This is a genomic window from Streptomyces racemochromogenes (assembly GCF_039535215.1).
In the GTDB taxonomy this organism is placed as follows: Bacteria; Actinomycetota; Actinomycetes; order Streptomycetales; family Streptomycetaceae; genus Streptomyces; species Streptomyces racemochromogenes.
The window spans coordinates 2,396,542-2,412,222 of sequence record NZ_BAAAWT010000001.1; the positions used below are offsets into that span (position 1 = coordinate 2,396,542).

14 protein-coding genes are annotated in these 15,681 nt (G+C 73.2%); 4 read left to right on the forward strand and 10 right to left on the reverse strand.

The window, feature by feature from the left end; genetic code table 11:
* Positions 1-145 precede the first annotated feature (145 nt).
* The 5 genes from ABD973_RS10785 to ABD973_RS10805 form a co-directional block, all read right to left on the reverse strand.
* A complete protein-coding gene (locus ABD973_RS10785) occupies positions 146-553 on the reverse strand; it encodes a (deoxy)nucleoside triphosphate pyrophosphohydrolase (RefSeq protein WP_125598317.1) in 408 nt (135 codons plus the stop codon).
* 32 nt (positions 554-585) lie between these two features.
* Positions 586-780: an SPOR domain-containing protein gene (locus ABD973_RS10790; RefSeq protein WP_007266305.1), complete on the reverse strand. Its 195-nt coding sequence runs from the start codon at positions 778-780 to the stop codon at positions 586-588.
* 298 nt (positions 781-1,078) lie between these two features.
* Positions 1,079-1,831, reverse strand: a complete 753-nt coding sequence (locus ABD973_RS10795) for a GntR family transcriptional regulator (RefSeq protein WP_125822380.1) — start codon at positions 1,829-1,831, stop codon at positions 1,079-1,081.
* 137 nt (positions 1,832-1,968) lie between these two features.
* Positions 1,969-3,135 (reverse strand): DUF4190 domain-containing protein, encoded by a 1,167-nt coding sequence (locus ABD973_RS10800; RefSeq protein ID WP_125822379.1) that lies wholly within the window; start codon positions 3,133-3,135, stop codon positions 1,969-1,971.
* Between the two features lie 181 nt (positions 3,136-3,316).
* Entirely contained in the window at positions 3,317-4,891 is a 1,575-nt protein-coding gene (locus ABD973_RS10805) for a S8 family peptidase (protein WP_345500012.1), read from the reverse strand.
* A gap of 232 nt (positions 4,892-5,123) precedes the next feature.
* Here ABD973_RS10805 and ABD973_RS10810 point away from each other — a divergent pair, with 232 nt between their 5' ends.
* From ABD973_RS10810 to ABD973_RS10820, 3 genes are read left to right on the forward strand one after another with little or no spacing between them, the layout of a single operon-like run.
* A complete protein-coding gene (locus ABD973_RS10810) occupies positions 5,124-6,242 on the forward strand; it encodes a pyridoxal-phosphate dependent enzyme (RefSeq protein ID WP_125822377.1) in 1,119 nt (372 codons plus the stop codon).
* Positions 6,243-6,300: 58 nt separating this feature from the next.
* Complete coding sequence (locus ABD973_RS10815; protein WP_345500014.1) at positions 6,301-7,119, forward strand: isocitrate lyase/PEP mutase family protein; 819 nt, start codon at positions 6,301-6,303, stop codon at positions 7,117-7,119.
* A 56-nt stretch (positions 7,120-7,175) separates the two neighbouring features.
* Positions 7,176-8,120, forward strand: a complete 945-nt coding sequence (locus tag ABD973_RS10820) for an EamA family transporter (RefSeq protein ID WP_345500016.1) — start codon at positions 7,176-7,178, stop codon at positions 8,118-8,120.
* Positions 8,121-8,144: 24 nt separating this feature from the next.
* On the opposite strand, the gene ABD973_RS10825 is transcribed toward ABD973_RS10820, so the two are convergent.
* From ABD973_RS10825 to ABD973_RS10840, 4 genes are all read right to left on the reverse strand, one after another.
* On the reverse strand, positions 8,145-8,936 hold the full coding sequence (locus ABD973_RS10825) for a trypsin-like serine peptidase (RefSeq protein WP_164720949.1): 792 nt from the start codon (positions 8,934-8,936) through the stop codon (positions 8,145-8,147).
* The gene (locus ABD973_RS10830; protein ID WP_125598332.1) at positions 8,933-10,018 is read right to left on the reverse strand and encodes an alpha/beta hydrolase; all 1,086 of its coding nucleotides are present in this window, start codon (positions 10,016-10,018) and stop codon (positions 8,933-8,935) included. Before ABD973_RS10830 ends, ABD973_RS10825 begins: the two co-directional genes overlap by 4 nt.
* Before the next feature lie 241 nt (positions 10,019-10,259).
* Positions 10,260-11,408, reverse strand: a complete 1,149-nt coding sequence (locus ABD973_RS10835; RefSeq protein ID WP_345500017.1) for an alpha/beta hydrolase — start codon at positions 11,406-11,408, stop codon at positions 10,260-10,262.
* Positions 11,409-11,498: 90 nt separating this feature from the next.
* Positions 11,499-11,936 (reverse strand): MarR family winged helix-turn-helix transcriptional regulator, encoded by a 438-nt coding sequence (locus ABD973_RS10840; RefSeq protein WP_185899500.1) that lies wholly within the window; start codon positions 11,934-11,936, stop codon positions 11,499-11,501.
* 77 nt (positions 11,937-12,013) lie between these two features.
* On the opposite strand from ABD973_RS10840, the gene ABD973_RS10845 reads away from it, so the two are divergent.
* Positions 12,014-13,006 carry an SMP-30/gluconolactonase/LRE family protein gene (locus ABD973_RS10845; protein WP_345500018.1) on the forward strand — a complete coding sequence of 331 codons (993 nt, stop codon included), beginning with the start codon at positions 12,014-12,016 and terminating at the stop codon, positions 13,004-13,006.
* Between the two features lie 22 nt (positions 13,007-13,028).
* Here ABD973_RS10845 and ABD973_RS10850 read toward each other — a convergent pair whose 3' ends face one another.
* Positions 13,029-15,419 (reverse strand): xanthine dehydrogenase family protein molybdopterin-binding subunit, encoded by a 2,391-nt coding sequence (locus ABD973_RS10850; protein ID WP_345500019.1) that lies wholly within the window; start codon positions 15,417-15,419, stop codon positions 13,029-13,031.
* Positions 15,420-15,681 lie beyond the last annotated feature (262 nt).

A 15,681-nucleotide genomic window follows, 5' to 3' on the forward strand; every position in this document is an offset into this window, starting at 1 on the left:
GGCGCAGACGGCCTAGGGCGGGAGCCTCGCGCGCCCCGGTGCGCCCCGCCGTGCGACGCGGCGCCGGGCCCCGCCTCCTGCCGCGGCCGCCGGCCCGGCTCCCGGCCGGGGCCCACCGCGTCGTACCCGGGACCCGCCGCGACGCCTACCCCGCGTCCGCCGCGGCACGCAGCCGGCGTCCGGCCTCCTCGACGAAGGGCCGGTCCTGGTCGAGCCAGTCCACCGCGTCCAGCTCGTGCGGGGCCAGCCAGCGCAGCTCGTCGTGGTCCTCCAGGGGCTCGGGCTCGCCCGCGACCAGCCGGGCCGTCCACACGTGCAGGACCAGGCCGGGCTTCAGCTGCCACTCCCCCGGGATCCGCTCCAGCGCCTCGGCCTCCACGCCGAGCTCCTCGCGCAGTTCGCGCACCAGCGCCTCGGGCACGGTCTCGCCCGGCTCGGCCTTGCCGCCGGGGAGCTCCCACCGGCCGGCCAGCTCGGGCGGCGCGCTGCGCCGGGCGGCCAGCAGGCGCCCGTCATGACAAAGGGCTCCGCCCACGACCACGCGTACAGTCATGGGCGGAGCCTATGCCAGCGCCTTCAGCCGATTCAGTTGGTGGTGGCGGTCTGGCTTTCCTGTCCGATCCGCTCGACCCAGTACAGCTGCTCGTGTCCGCGGTCGTCGAGGCTGTCGACGACCTTCTGGGCCTCGGCCCGGGTGGGGTAGCGACCCACCCGGTAGCGGTTGCCGTTGTCGTCCTGACGTATGACCAGCCATGGAAGCAGGGCACCGCTGTCGGTCATCGCGCTTCACCCTCCGCCGCTGTACCTGCCCAGGAAACCGCATTGCGCATATGCCCGAGCTTACGCCCGACCTTTACTGAGCGGATACGGTTTTTCACGAAGAGGTACCCGGGGGGCGTACGCATCCGGCCAGGGGTACGAGAGGGGCGTGCACGCCGGTCCGGACCCGGCGCACGGAGCGCGCCGACGGGTGGGCGACGTGGGAGGGCCCGGCGCTCCGCGCGGGCCCCACTCGAACATGGGTCCGGGGCGCGCCCCGGACCCTTGCGAAACGACCGAAAACCCCGCGCGGGCGGTGTTACCGGACAGGCAGGTGGTACGAGAGGCGGTAGCGGTCCGCCGGCACGACCACGTCCGCGGTCTCCACGGCGCGGCCCGACGCGAAGTACGTGCGGCTCACCACCAGCACCACGTGCCCCGGGACCCCGCCCAGCGTCATGAGCTCCTCGGCCAGGCCCGGCCGGGCCCCGACCTCCTCCACCACGTTGTCCACGACCACGTCGATGGCGGCCATCCGGTCCACCACCCCCGAACCGCCCAGCGGCCCCTCCTCCGGCAGCATCACCGGGGTCCGGCCGGTCACGGCCAGGGGCTCCCAGGAGGTGGAGATCATCATGGCCTCCCCCGCGTCGCGGAAGACGTACCGGGTGCGCATGACGCGGTCGCCCGGCTCGATGCCGAGGCGCTCGGCGATCCGGTCCGGCGCGGCCGCCTGCTCGCTGCTGGACTCCCACGTGCCGCGCGCGCCCGCCTCCGCCTGCTCCTGGCGGAACGGCGTCGACGCCCCGGCCGAGCGGTAGCCGGAGCGGGCGACCCTGCGGGGCACGGGCTGCTCGCGCACGTACGTACCGGATCCGGAGCGGCCCTCCACCAGCCCCTCGGCCATGAGGACCTTGCGCGCCTCCAGCGCCACGGTGTCGGAGACCCCGTACTCCTCGCGGATCCGGGCCTGGGAAGGGAGCCGGGCGTGCGGGGGCAGGGAGCCATCGACGATCTTCCGTCGCAGATCCCCGGCCACGCGGAGATAGGCCGGCTGCTCACCGAAAGTCACGAGCCACTCCCATCAGGTTGACAGACAGCTACACCCTGGCAACCGACGGTTGAGCAGCGCAAGCACGGGCCAGAGTTTCACTCGATGTGATGAACCCAGGTCACTCAAACCCGTTACCGCGCGTTACCCAGAGGACCTCAGACGGACTCCGACGAGGGCCACCGCCCCGACCCCGTCCCCGGCCCGTCCGGACCCGGCTGCAGCCACTGCGGAACCCGCGTGGAGAGCCCGTACGCCCCGCGCAGCGTCTTCTCCGCGTCCACCGACAGGGCCGCCAGCGCCGCGTCCCACGCCCGCTGGAAGTCGCCCGGCCGGGCCGCCCGCGCCGCCCGCTGCCACTCCTTGCGCGCCGCCGCGACCTCCCGGAGCCGGGCGCTCGCCGCCGGTCCGGTGTCCTGGCGCGAGGTGACGTCCTGGAGCATCCGCTCCTGCGCCGCCAGCGCCTCGTCCACGCTCCGCGCCCACTTCTGGTGCTCGGGCAGCGCCTCGTCGAGCTCCCGGTCCGGGACGCGACCCAGCGCCTGGTCCACGCCGTTCAGCGCGCTCAGCAGGGTCACCTGGTCCGGCGTCAGCATGCCCGCATCCTTGCGCAGACTGCCCTTGTGCTCCTCGGTCGACGTGCCGATGAGGCACAGGAGCCGCCGGTCGCCGTTCTGCCAGCTGTCCGGCGAGGGGGTGAAGTAGAACATCTCCGCGTACCCGGGCAGCGCCCACGAGTCCATCGCGTACGCGTCCTGCGCCTTCCAGCAGACGTCCGTGGCGTTGTCCTTCAGCCACCCCTTGCCGGGATAGGGGTTCTGCCCGATCGCCGTCGTGGCGGTCACCTCGGCGTCGTGCACCCGGTCGCAGCCGATCCGGTAGGTGAAGCGGGCGTCGTCCAGCAGGTCGCCGCCGGGGACGTTGAAGCAGTCGCCCACGCGCAGCTCGTCCATCCCCGTCAGCTGGCCCTCGACCTGCTCCGCGTACCGCGCCCCGCCCAGCGCGCCGGTGAAGTGCCCCGCGTACCGGGTGAGGCCGGCGACCAGGACGGCCGTCGTCAGCAGCGAGACCACCAGGCCCGCGACGGCCAGGGCGCGGCCCCGCTCCCCCTTGCGCGCGATCTGCACCAGCGCCACGACCGCGAAGACGATCCCGAGCGGCGGGAAGCACAGCAGCCCGACCAGCAGCGAGGCCAGGGCGAACCCGTTGAGCGCGGGCGGGTGCCCGTACGCGGACGGCGGCGGCCCCCACACCGGTGGCGGCGACGGCGGCGGCCAGGAGTGGCCCGGGCCGGCGGGGGGATGCTGCGGGGGCGGGGTGGTCACCGGGCGAGTGCTCCATCAGGGGCGGCGCGAACGAATGCGCGAAATAGTACGCAGCGGGGGTGACCGACTGGTCGGTCACCCCCGCGTTCATCGCGCGATCCAGCCTGTTATCGCGCCCCTCGCCACCCGGTCGCCCGGGCGGAGGAGTTCATCGCCGTGCCCGGCGCCGGGGCGCCCGGTGTCAGAACTGCAGCGCCCAGGCGTCGATCTTGCCGGTGTCGGCGCCGGCGTTGTCGTTCACCCGCAGCTTCCACACCCCGTTGGCCACCTCGGACGAGGCGTTGACCGTGTAGGAGCGGATGATGTTGTCGGCGCTGCCGCCGCTGCGGTTGTGCAGGTTGTACACCGAGCCGTCGGGGGCGACGAGGTCGACCTTCAGGTCACCGATGTAGGTGTGCTTGATGTCGACCGAGACGCTCAGCGCGGCCGGGGCGTTGCCGGAGATCCCGCTGACGGTGACCGGCGACTCGACGGTGGCGTTGTCGTTGATCGCGTAGTCGGCGGTGTTCTCGAACTTGGTGCCCGGGTTCGGCGGGGTGGTGCTCGCGCCCACGTTCAGCAGGCGGTTGGGGGATCCGGTGCCGGGGCTGGTCACCACGTTCGGGGTGGCCGCCGCGACGAGGCCGTCGCGGACCTGCGCCGGGGTGCTCGCCGGGTTCTGCGAGAGGTAGAGGGCCGCCGCGCCGACGACGTGCGGGGTGGCCATCGAGGTGCCCGAGATGGTGTTCGTCGCGGTGTCCCCGGTGCCCCAGGCGGAGGTGATGGAGGAGCCCGGCGCGAAGATGTCCAGGATGGAGCCGTAGTTGGAGAAGCTGGACTTCGCGTCGGTGTTGGTGGTCGAGCCGACGGTGATGGCCTCGGCCACGCGCGCCGGGGACTTGGTGGAGGCGTCGGTGGACTCGTTGCCGGCCGCGACGCCGTAGGTGATGCCGGCGGCTATGGAGTTGCGCACGGCGGTGTCGAGCGCGGAGTCCGCGCCGCCGCCGAGCGACATGTTGGCCACGGCCGGCTTGACGGCGTTGCGGGTGACCCAGTCGATGCCGGCGACCACCTGGGCCGTCGTGCCGGAGCCGTTGTTGTCGAGGACGCGGACGCCGACGATCTTCGCCTTCTTGGCGACGCCGTACGCGCCTCCAGCGACGGTGCCGGCGACGTGCGTGCCGTGGCCGTGGCCGTCCTGGGCGGTGTTGTCGTTGTCGACGGCGTCGTAGCCGTAGGAGGCGCGGCCGCCGAAGTCCTGGTGGGTGATGCGGACGCCGGTGTCGATGATGTAGGCGGTGACGCCCTCTCCGGCCTTGTCGGGGTAGGTGTAGCTCTGGTCCAGCGGGAGGGCCCGCTGGTCGAGGCGGTCCAGGCCCCAGGACGGCGGGTTGGGCTGGGTGGCGTCGACGGTGAAGGTGCGGTTCTGCACGACCGACGCCACCGCCGGGTCGGCGGCGAGCTTCCTGGCCTGCGCCTCGGAGACCTCGACGGAGTAGCCGTTGAGGGCCGCGCTGTAGGTCCGGTCGATCTTCGCGCCGTACCGCTTGGCGACGGCCTTGCCGCTGTCCGCGGTGGAGCGGGCCGCGGAGTCCTTCAGGGTCACGATGTAGCTGCCGGGGACGGCCCCGGCGACGCCGGCGTTCTCGATGACGCCCTGCGGGGCGCCGTCGGCCGCGGTGGCGGGCAGGGCGGCGGCCGCGCCGAGCGCGAGGGCTGCGACGGCGGTCGCGCTGGCGGCGGCGATCCTCCGGCGGGTGTGACGCTTCACGGACATGTGGGGGGTCCTCCTCTTGGGGGTGGGCCTGCGGGTGCCGTGCGACGGTGCGCGGACACGCGGAAGAACTCGCTTTAGGCATGTCCATGACAACGAATCCCGTCCCAACGGGCCGTCGTCCCCGAAAGGTTGGCCCACCCCTCCGCCATCCCACAAGAGCCGGGCGGACGCACCACGGACGCGTAACATCCGTGCCATACGACGGCCATGAACGAGCAAAGGTGCTCCGCACATGACTCACGCACTTCCCGGTTACGTCTGCCCCGAGGACGGCACGCACGCGGACGTGCGGACCGCGCCCTGGTGCTGCCCCCTGTGCGGCGGCCCCTGGGACCTCGACTTCACACCCGATCCGGCCATCCCCCTCGAACCGGCGGCGGGACCCCCCTCGCTGTGGCGGTACGCGCCCGCGCTGCCCCTGCCGGGGGCGTTCTCGGTCTCGCTGTCGGAGGGGTACACCCCGCTGGTGCCGCTGTCGGAGCGGATTCACGCCAAGCTCGACTTCCTGATGCCGACGCTGTCCTTCAAGGACCGGGGCGCGGTCATGCTCGCCGAACTGGCGCGCCGGCTCGCCCCGGAGCGGGTGGTCGCCGACAGCAGCGGCAACGCGGGGACGTCCGTGGCGGCGTACTGCGCGCGGGCCGGGCTCAGTTGTGAAGTTTTCGTGCCGGAGGGCACTTCGGAGAAGAAGACCGAGCAGATGCGGGCCCACGGGGCCGTCGTACGCGTCGTCGCGGGCGGCCGCGAGGCCACGGCGCGGGCCGCGCGGGCGGCGGCGGACGAGCCGGGGGTGTTCTACGCCAGCCACGTCTTCAACCCGTACTTCCTGCACGGCACCAAGACGTACGTCTACGAGATCTGGGAGGCCCTCGGCGGCCGGCTGCCGGAGGCGCTGGTCGTGCCGGTGGGCAACGGCACCCTGCTGCTCGGCGCGGCCCTGGCGGTGGAGGAGCTGGCCGCCCGGCACGGCGCGACGCCGCCCGCCCTGATCGCGGTCCAGGCGGAGGCCGTGTCCCCGCTGGCGGCCGCCTTCGCGGCGGGCGCGGAGGACGCCGCCCCGGTGCCGCAGCTGCCGACGGCGGCGGAGGGCATCGCGATCCCGGCCCCGCCCCGGGCCCGGCAGATCCTGGCGGCGGTCCGCAAGTCCGGGGGCACCTTCGTGACGGTCCCGGACGACCGGCTCCGCGAGGCGCAGCGGGACCTGGCGCGCCGCGGCCTGTTCGTGGAGCCGACGGCGGCGGCCTGCTGGGCGGCGGTCGCCCCCACCGCCCCCGGCAACCCCCTGGGCGGCCGCAGAGCGGTCGTCCCCCTGTGCGGCGCGGGCGCCAAGACGGGCCTGGCCGCCGACTGAGGGGTCCGCGTCGGAAAACCGCCAGCCGTCGGGTGGGTAGGTCTGGTCAACTGGGGCCATGACCACCCACCTTGACCGCGCATCCCAGGCCGCCGCCTTCACCTCGCTGCACACCCCCGCCGCTCCCCTCGCACTCGCCAACGCCTGGGACGTCGCCAGTGCGCGGCTCGTCGAGGCCGCCGGGGCGGCGGCCGTCGCCACCACCAGTGCCGGGGTCGCCTGGTCGCTCGGGGCGCCCGACGGGGACGCCCTCGCGCGGGACCGGGCGCTGGAGCTGATCGCGCGGGTGGCCTCGGCCGTCTCCGTGCCCGTCACCGCCGACATCGAGGGCGGGTTCGCCGCCGACGCCGCCGGGGTCGGGGAGACCGTCACCGGGGTGCTGGCCGCCGGCGCGGTCGGCATCAACATCGAGGACGGCCGCCGCGCCCCGGCCGAGCACGCGGAGCGGCTCGCCGCGGCCCGGGCCGCCGCCGACGCGGCCGGGGTGCCGCTGTACGTCAACGCCCGGGTGGACACGTACCTCTTCGGCCTCGGCGAGAGCTCCACCCGGCTCGACGAGACCCTGTCCCGCGCCGCCGCCTACCTCGCCGCCGGCGCCAGCGGCGTCTTCGTGCCCGGGGTCACCGATCCGGCCACCGTCGCCGAGCTCGCCCGGGGGATCGACGGGCCGCTGAACGTCCTCGTCGGCCCGGACGCGCCGTCCGTGGCCGAGCTGGGCACCCTCGGGGTGGCCCGCGTCAGCCTCGGCTCCTGGGTGGCGGAGGCCGCGTACGCCGTGGTCCGCCGCGCCACCGAGGAACTGCTGGCCGGCGGCACGTACGGCTCCCTCGCGGGGGCACTGCCGTACGGCGAGCTGAACGCCCTGCTCAAGGGGTGAGAGGGGGCTGGGACATCCAGAAGCGTGTATCCGGCACCGACCGTAGGATCCGGGCCATGGGCACCTCGACACCGACCGACGGCAAAGACGCGGACGCGGACGCGGGCCGCCGCACAACCACCGGGGCCGTGTGGTTCGCGCTCGCGCTCGTGTACGTGGTCTGGGGATCGACCTACCTCGGCATCCGGATCGCCGTCCAGACCATGCCGCCCTTCCTGTCCGCCGGGGCCCGCTTCGTCACCGCCGGTCTGGTGCTGGCCGGCGTCGTCGCCTGGCGGTACGGGCCCCGCGCGCTCAGGATCACGGCCGCGCAGGCCCGCTCCCTGGTGCTGGTCGGGCTGCTGCTGATCCTGGGCGGCAACGGCCTGGTGGTGCTGGCCGAGACCTCCGTCCCGTCCGGGCTGGCCGCGCTGCTGGTCGCGTCGGTGCCGATGTGGGTGGTGGTGCTGCGGGCGGCCACCGGGGACCGGCCGCCGCTGCGGACCCTGGCGGGGGTGCTGGTGGGCCTGGCCGGGCTGGCCGTGCTGACCAGCCCGGGGCTGAGCGGGGAGGTCCACCTGGGCGGGGTGCTGCTGGTGCTGGGCGCCGCGCTGCTGTGGTCGCTGGGCTCGTTCTCGGCCGGGCGGCTGCCGCTGCCGGACAACCCCTTCACCGGCTCCGCGTACCAGATGCTGGCGGGCGGGGCCGCCGGTGTGGTGGTGGGACTGCTGCGCGGGGAGCATCACGGCCTGGACCCCGGCGCCTTCTCCGCCTCCTCGTGGGTGGCCCTGGGTTACCTCGTGCTGATCGGCTCGGTCGTCGGTTTCACGGCGTACGCGTGGCTGCTCCGGGCGGCGCCGCTGTCGCTGGTGGCCACGTACGCGTACGTCAATCCGGTGGTGGCCGTCGCGCTGGGCGCGCTGGTCCTGGACGAGCCGCTGACCCCGCCGATCGTGCTCGGCGGCGCGATCGTGGTGGCAGCGGTCGGCGTGGTCGTCGGCACCGAGCGCCGGAAGGAGTAGCCCGGTCCCGGACCTCGCGGCCGTTCAGCCCCGTGCGGCCCGCTCGTAGAGGGCCTTGGCCTTCTCGTCGTACAGCGCGGCCGTGGAGTCCACGTCCGTGTCCCCGCCGCTGAGCACCCCGATCAGCCGGCCCGGCTGCCCGGTGCCGCCGCGGTCGGCGATCCAGGGGCTGCCGCTGGTGCCGGTCCAGAAGCCCGAGCAGCTGATGTACAGCAGGTCGGGGTCGTCCACGTCGTGGCGGGTCTGGGTGGTGCAGGACACGGGCTTGTTCTGCGGGTTGTGCTCGGACTCCGGGTAGCCGATGACGGTGACCTCGCGCTCGTACCCGGAGGTCCAGTCGGGCGCGGGCGCCTCGCTCCTGCCGCCGACGGCGTCCTGCACGCTGCGGCCGTCCTCGTCGGGCTCGATGGTGAGGAAGGCGAAGTCGGCGGTGTCCTCGCCCCACTTCGTCCAGCGTTCGTCGACGTGGATCGAGCGGACCTTCCACACGCCGAGGGGCTGGGTGCCCGAGCCCTCTCCGGAGAAGGCGGGCGCGAAGGAGAGCTCGCCGATGGCGAGGCCGTCGTGGGCGACCTCGCCGGGCACGCCGTCCTCGCCCGCCGGGGCCACGCAGTGCGCGGCGGTCGCGACGACGTTGCCCTTGGGGCTGTCGACCACGCTCGCCGTGCACCAGTGCTCCCCGTTGGCCATGAGCACGCCGACGGTCGGGAAGGGGTGCACCGGCCGGTCGCCGGGCGCCTCCAGGAACGCGACGGCGCACACCATCGCGATCCCCGCGGCGACGGCGGCCGTCATCCCCTTCACCGTCGGGCTCATCGCACGGCGGGATCGGGTGTCGGTCCCTGCATCACCTTGCTGATCCACTCCAGGGAACCCTCCCTCATTCCTCGTACGTACGACTTTCCGTTGTGCTCACCATCCTGGATCACCTGGAGCCGGGTGTGCACGGGGCCCCTGCCGTACTCGCGCATGAACCGCTCGGCCAGGTCGCGGCCGCTCTCCTTGGTGCCGATCTGGAAGTTGATCCAGACGTCCGGACCACCCTCCTCGATCAGCTTCTCGGCGAGCTTCTCGGGGTTGTTCTCGTCCATGGCCTGCCGGTTCCCCTTCCACAGCGGGGAGTCGGGGACGAAGTCGACGCCGCTGGCGATCACCGCCTTGAAGCGCTCGGGGTACTTCAGGACGTGCTTGAAGGCGCCGAAACCGCCCGAGGAGGAGCCCATGAAGGCCCAGCCGTCGCGGGAGGTGAAGGTGCGGAAATTGGCCTTCGTGAAATCGGGGATGTCATCGGCCATCCAGGTGCCCATCTTCGGCTGGCCGGGGATGTCCGATCCGTCGAAGTGGTGCTTGGTGTCCGCGTTGATCACCGGCATGACGAGGATGAAGGGCAGGCTGGTGCCCGCCTTGACGCCGTCGATCACGGCCTGCTGGAGCCCGAGGCCGGGACCGGTGCCCCAGTAGTTCTTGGGGTAGCCGCGCCCGCCGGGCAGGGAGATCAGCACGGGGAAGGCGCTCTTGGCGTACCTCGGTTCGTCGTACTCCTTGGGCACCCACACCCACACGTCGCCCGTGAAGCCGGACTTCTGGCCGGTCAGGGTGGTCATCGCGATCTGCGTGCCGTCCGGCAGCCGGCTCGTGCGGGTGAACTCGGCCTTGGGGCCGGTGGGCATCTGCACCCCCGGGCGGATGTCCTCGGCGGTGGCCGACTCCTGGATCTTTCCGAAGGAGACCGGATCCCCTATGTCCGAGAAGAGGCCCGCCTTGTACGCCGCGCCGCCCCCGGCGGCGAGGGCGAGCGCGAGTCCGCCGCCGATCAGGATCTGGCGCCTGCGGGGGCGCCGGGGGCGACGGCCGCCCTTGGTCGTGGGGCCGCCGTCGCCTTGGTGGTCATACTGCACGGATTTGTTCCCGTTCCTTCTCCGGCGCCCTGGTTGGGCGCGGGTCGGACCGATTGGTCCCCCTTGACACCTGTACAGAGGTGTGAACGACCGTATGGGTTGCCTGGGACCGGGGCGACGTGGTGAGGGCCACGTGGCGCAGTCCGGCGACGGGTCGGGGGCGGGTCCTGTCTGCGGGAACGGGGACTTTCGAACGTACGGGGCAACGGTCGGCCGGCCGGGCGGGGTCAGCCGGCCGCGGTCAGCCGGCCTCGGGCCTGGGGCCCTTCAGCACCTTGCTGATCCACTCCAGCGAGCCCTCCTTCATGCCGCGCACGTAGTGCCAGCCGTTGTGCTCGCCGTTCTGGATGTCGCGGATGGTGGTCTTGACCGGGCCCTTCCCGTACTGCTGCACGAACTGCGCCATCCGGTCCCTGCCGGACTCCTTCGTGCCGACCTGGAAGTTGATGTAGACGTCCGGGCCGCCGCCGGCGATCAGCTTCTCGGCGAGCTTCTCCGGGTTGTTGGCGTCCATCTCGGCCTGGTGGCCCTTCCAGAGCGGGGAGTCGGGGGTGATCTCGCCGCCGCTGGCGATCACGGCCTTGAACTTGTCCGGGTGCTGGAGGAGCGTCTTCATGCCGACGAAGGCGCCCGAGGAGGAGCCCATGAAGGCCCAGCCGTCGCGGGACGCGTACGTGCGGAAGTTGGCGCGGGCGAAGTCGGGGACGTCCTCGGCGATCCAGGTGCCCATCCTGGGCCGGCCGGGTATGTCGGCGCCGTCGTAGTAGTACTTGTTGTCGGGGTTGAGCACGGGCATGACCAGGACGAAGGGCAGGCTGGTGCCGGCCCGGACGCCCTCGGACACGGCCTTCTGGAGGCCGAGGCTGCGGTCGGCCCAGTAGTTGTCGGGGAAGCCGTTGCCGCCGGGGAGGGCTATGAGGACCGGGAAGGCGCTCTTGGCGTACTTCGGGTCCTCGTACTCCTTGGGGGTCCAGACCCAGACGTCGCCCTCGAACCCGGACTTGGCCCCGGCCACGCGGGTCCTGGCGATGACCGTGCCGTCGTCGAGCCTGGCGGTCTGGCGGAAGTCGGACCTCGGTCCGGCCGGCAGCCGCACGTCGGGGTCGCCGCTGGGCGTGGGCGCCGCGGAGGGCTCCGCCCGCTTCGCACCCGGATGGTCGGGGGCCGGGGCCGAGGGGGCCGAAGCCGAGGGGGCCGGGGCGGGGCCGGCGAAGTCGGCGGCCCGGCCGTCGCCGGAGGTCCAGCCCTTCTCGTGGGCGGCGAAACCGCCCGCACCGAGCAGGACTGCGCCGACGACGCCCACGCCGGTCCACGTCGCGCGCCGGGACCTCCTGCGGCCCTGCCCCGGCTCGGGCGTACGGCCGGACGACTGCTGCGGGTGATCGTGCACGGACTTCGCTCCGAACGGTCGGGCCCGCCCCGGGCGGGGCGGGGCGGGTGGACGTCCCCCTCCTGCTGACGCTCGGATCCCGCGGGCGGTTCACCTCAGGGTGTCGAGCACCTCGGCGCACCGCCCCAGCAGCTCGATGAGCTGCGTCCGCTCCTCGTCCGTGAGGGCGGCGGCGAGGGCGGTCTCGACGCGGACGGCCCCGGTGTCGGCCAGCTCCATCGCGGCGCGGCCCGCCGGCGTGAGCCGGGTCTCCAGCACGTTGCGGTGCCACTCGTGGGGGGTCCGCTCGATGAGGCCGCGCTCGTGGAGGTTCTTCAGGACGGTGTTCATGGTGGGGGGCGTCACCCCGCAGAGCCGGGCGAGGGCGGCCGCCGAGATGCCCGGCTTCTCGGCGAGCCAGAGCAGGGCGGCGTACTGCGGAACCGTTACTGCCGCCGGCTTGCACGCGGCGTTCTTCGCCGCGAGGAGCGCCTGCTCGGCGCGTTTGATGTGCGCGCCGATGCGTTCCTCGGGAGGCATGGAGGTCATTGCGGCATCCTACGACCCTTGCCAGGCATTAGAACTCTAACTACTCTACGAGCACGCTGATCAAGAAGGGCTCTTCCATGCGCATGCTCTCTCACACCCTCACCACCGCGGCGGCCGTCACCCTGGCCGCGGCCCTGACCACGGGCGCCGCCCCCGCGCCCGTGCCCTCCGCCTCCTCCGCCTCCTCCGTCGGAACGGCGTTCACCCTCCCCGGCTCGAAGGTCTACCCGGAAGGCATAGCCTCCGACCCCCGCACCGGCACGGTGTACGTCGGCTCGTACACGGACGGCACGGTGTACCGCGCCCGCCCGGGGGCCCTTACCGCCGAGGTGTTCCTCCCCTCCGGCACCGACGGCCGGCGCACGGCGAACGGGCTGCGCGTCGACGCGCGGGGCCGCCTGTGGGTCACGGACTCCACGGCCGGGGTGTCCGTGTACGACACGGCGACGGGCGCGCGCCTGGCCCGCTTCGAGGTGGACCCCGCCGTCCCGCACTTCGTCAACGACCTGGTCGTCACCCCGGACGGCACCGCCTACCTGACGGACAGCGTCCGCGCGGTGGTCTACCGGGTCACCCCCGCGCAGCTGCGCGCCGGCTCCGGCCCGCTGGAGGTGGCGTACGACCTGGGCCGGCACATCACCCCGCCGCCGCCCGGCCGCTTCACGCTCAACGGCATCACCGCCGACCGGGACGGCCGCTACCTGCTGACCGTCGACATGACCGCGGGCGAACTCCACCGCGTCGACCTGCGCACCGGCGCCCTGAGCCGGGTCGCCCTGACGGGCGGCGACCTCAAGGCCGCCGACGGCATCCAGCTCTCCCCCACCGGCACCCTCCGGGCGGCCCACAACGTCACCAACACCCTGACCCGCTGGCAGCTCACCCCCGACGGCACCCGCGCCCGCCTGACCCGCACCCTCACGGACCCGTCGCTCCAGATCCCCACCACCTTGTCCCACACCCCGGGCCGCACCCTGGTGGTCCGCTCCCAGTTCGACAAGGGCGGCCCCCTCACCCCCTCGACGGGCACCCCCACCACGTTCTCGGTGGCCGCGGTCCGGGGCCTGTGACGCACGACGGCGGTCGGCCCGGTCAGAGCCCGGTCAGGTGTTCCGGGCGGACCGGGGTCCTGTCGAGCTCCAGCCCCGTGGCGTTGCGGATGGCCGCCAGGACCGCCGGGGTGGAGGACAGGGTCGGCGCCTCGCCGATGCCGCGGACGCCGTACGGGGCCTCGGGGTCGGCCAGTTCGAGGTAGTCGACCGGGATCGTCGGGGTGTCCAGGATCGTCGGGAGCAGGTAGTCCGTGAAGGAGGGGTTGCGCACCTTCGCGGTCTTCGGGTCCACGATGATCTCCTCCATCACGGCGACGCCCAGCCCCTGGACGGTGCCGCCCTGGATCTGGCCGATGACGGACAGCGGGTTGAGGGCCTTGCCCACGTCCTGGGCGACCGCCAGCTCCACGACCTTGACCAGGCCGAGCTCGGTGTCCACCTCCACCACGGCCCGGTGCGCGGCGAAGGCGTACTGCACGTGCCCCTTGCCCTGGCCGGTGACCCGGTCGAAGGGCTCGGTGGGGAAGTGCCGCCACTCCGCCTCGACCTCGACGGCCTCGTCCTCCAGGACGTCGGCGAGGGCCGCGAGGACCTCCCCGCCCGCGGTGACCACCTTGCCGCCCTCCAGCAGCAGCCCGTCGGACGCCCACGCCGGCTGCCGCGCGCCGAACTTGCGCCGGCCGATCTCCAGGACCTTCTCCCGGACGAGCTCGCAGGAGTTCTTCACCGACCCGCCGGTCATGTACGTCTGGCGGCCCGCGGAGGTCGAACCCGCCGAGCCCACCTGGGTGTCGGCGGGGTGGATGGTGACCTGCTGCACGCCGAGTTCGGTACGGGCGATCTGCGCGTGGATGGTGACACCGCCCTGGCCGACCTCCGCCATGGCCGTGTGGACCATCGCGACGGGCTCGCCGCCCACGACCTCCAGCCGCACCCTGGCCGTCGAGTAGTCGTCGAACCCCTCCGAGAAGGCGACGTTCTTGATGCCGACCGCGTAGCCGACGCCGCGGACGACGCCCTCGCCGTGCGTGGTGTTCGACAGGCCGCCCGGCAGCGCGCGCAGGTCGGCCGGGCCGCCGGCGGTCTCCCACTGGCGCAGGGGCGGCAGCGGGCGCTCCTTGACCATGCGCAGCAGTTCGGCGACCGGGGCGGGGTGGTGCACGACCTGCCCGGTGGGCATGACCGTGCCCTGCTCCATCGCGTTGAGCTGGCGGAACTTCACGGGGTCCATGCCCAGTTCGGCGGCGAGCTTGTCCATCTGGGCCTCGTACGCGAAGCAGGCCTGGACGGCGCCGAAGCCGCGCATCGCGCCGCAGGGCGGGTTGTTGGTGTAGAGGCCGACGGCCAGGATGTCGACGTCGTCGATGACGTACGGGCCCGCCGAGAGGGAGGCGGCGTTGCCGACGACCGAGGCCGTGGAGGAGGCGTACGCGCCGCCGTCGAGGACGATCCTGCAGCGCATGTGCGTCAGCTTGCCGTCGCGCGTGGCGCCGTGCTCGTAGTACAGCTTCGCCGGGTGGCGGTGGACGTGGCCGAAGAAGGACTCGAAGCGGTTGTAGACCATCTTCACCGGCTTGCCCGTGCGCAGCGCGAGCACGGAGGCGAGGATCTGCATGGAGATGTCCTCGCGGCCGCCGAACGCGCCGCCGACGCCGGCCATCGTCATCCGGACCTTCTCCTCGGGCAGGCCGAGGACGGGCGCGATCTGCTTGAGGTCCGAGTGCAGCCACTGGGTGGCGACGTAGAGGTCGACCCCGCCGTCCTCGGAGGGGACGGCGAGGCCGGACTCGGGGCCGAGGAAGGCCTGGTCCTGCATGCCGAAGGTGTACTCGCCGGTGACGATGACGTCGGCCCGCGCGGCGGCCGCGTCGGCGTCGCCGCGGACGATCGGCTGGTGGTGGACGACGTTGGGGTGCGGGACGTGTGCCGCGTGGTGGTCGTCGCGGTTCTCGTGGACGAGCACGGCGTCCGGGGCGAGCGCGGAGGCCTCGTCGGTGACGAGCGGCAGCTCCCGGTACTCGATCCTGATCTTCGCGGCGGCGCGGCGGGCGGTCTCGGGGTGGTCGGCGGCGACCAGGGCGACCGGCTCGCCGTGGTGGCGGACCTTGCCGTGGGCGAGGACCGGGGTGTCCTGGAACTCCATGCCGTAGTACTTCACCGGGGCCGGGAGGTCGTCGTACGTCATGACCGCGTGGACGCCGGGCACGGCCAGGGCCTCGGCGACGTCGACGGAGACGATCTCGGCGTGTGCGACCGTGGAGCGCAGGGTCTGGCCCCACAGCATGTCCTCGTGCCACATGTCCGAGGAGTACGCGAACTCGCCGGTCACCTTCAGGGTGCCGTCCGGGCGCAGCGTCGACTCGCCGATGCCGCCCCTGGTCCGGGAGCCCTGGGTGACGTTGGTGGGGATACCGCTGGTGGTGCCGGCCATGTTCGGACCGCCTCTCTCTGCGTGACGTACCGCGCCGTTACCGCGACCCCCGTGCGCGGCATCCGGCTCCGCGTGGCCCGCGACGCCGCCGGCCACGCGGAGCAGTACACACAGCGGCCCGGGGGGCGGGGCAGTCACCGATCGCTCAGAACCGCCCGCTCCGCCGCCTGTGGAGGACGGTGCTTTCACACCGCGGCACGCCTGTGAACTGGGGTGATCCGCGTAGGGCAGGGGCCGCGGCGTCCGTGAGAGGGTGACGGCC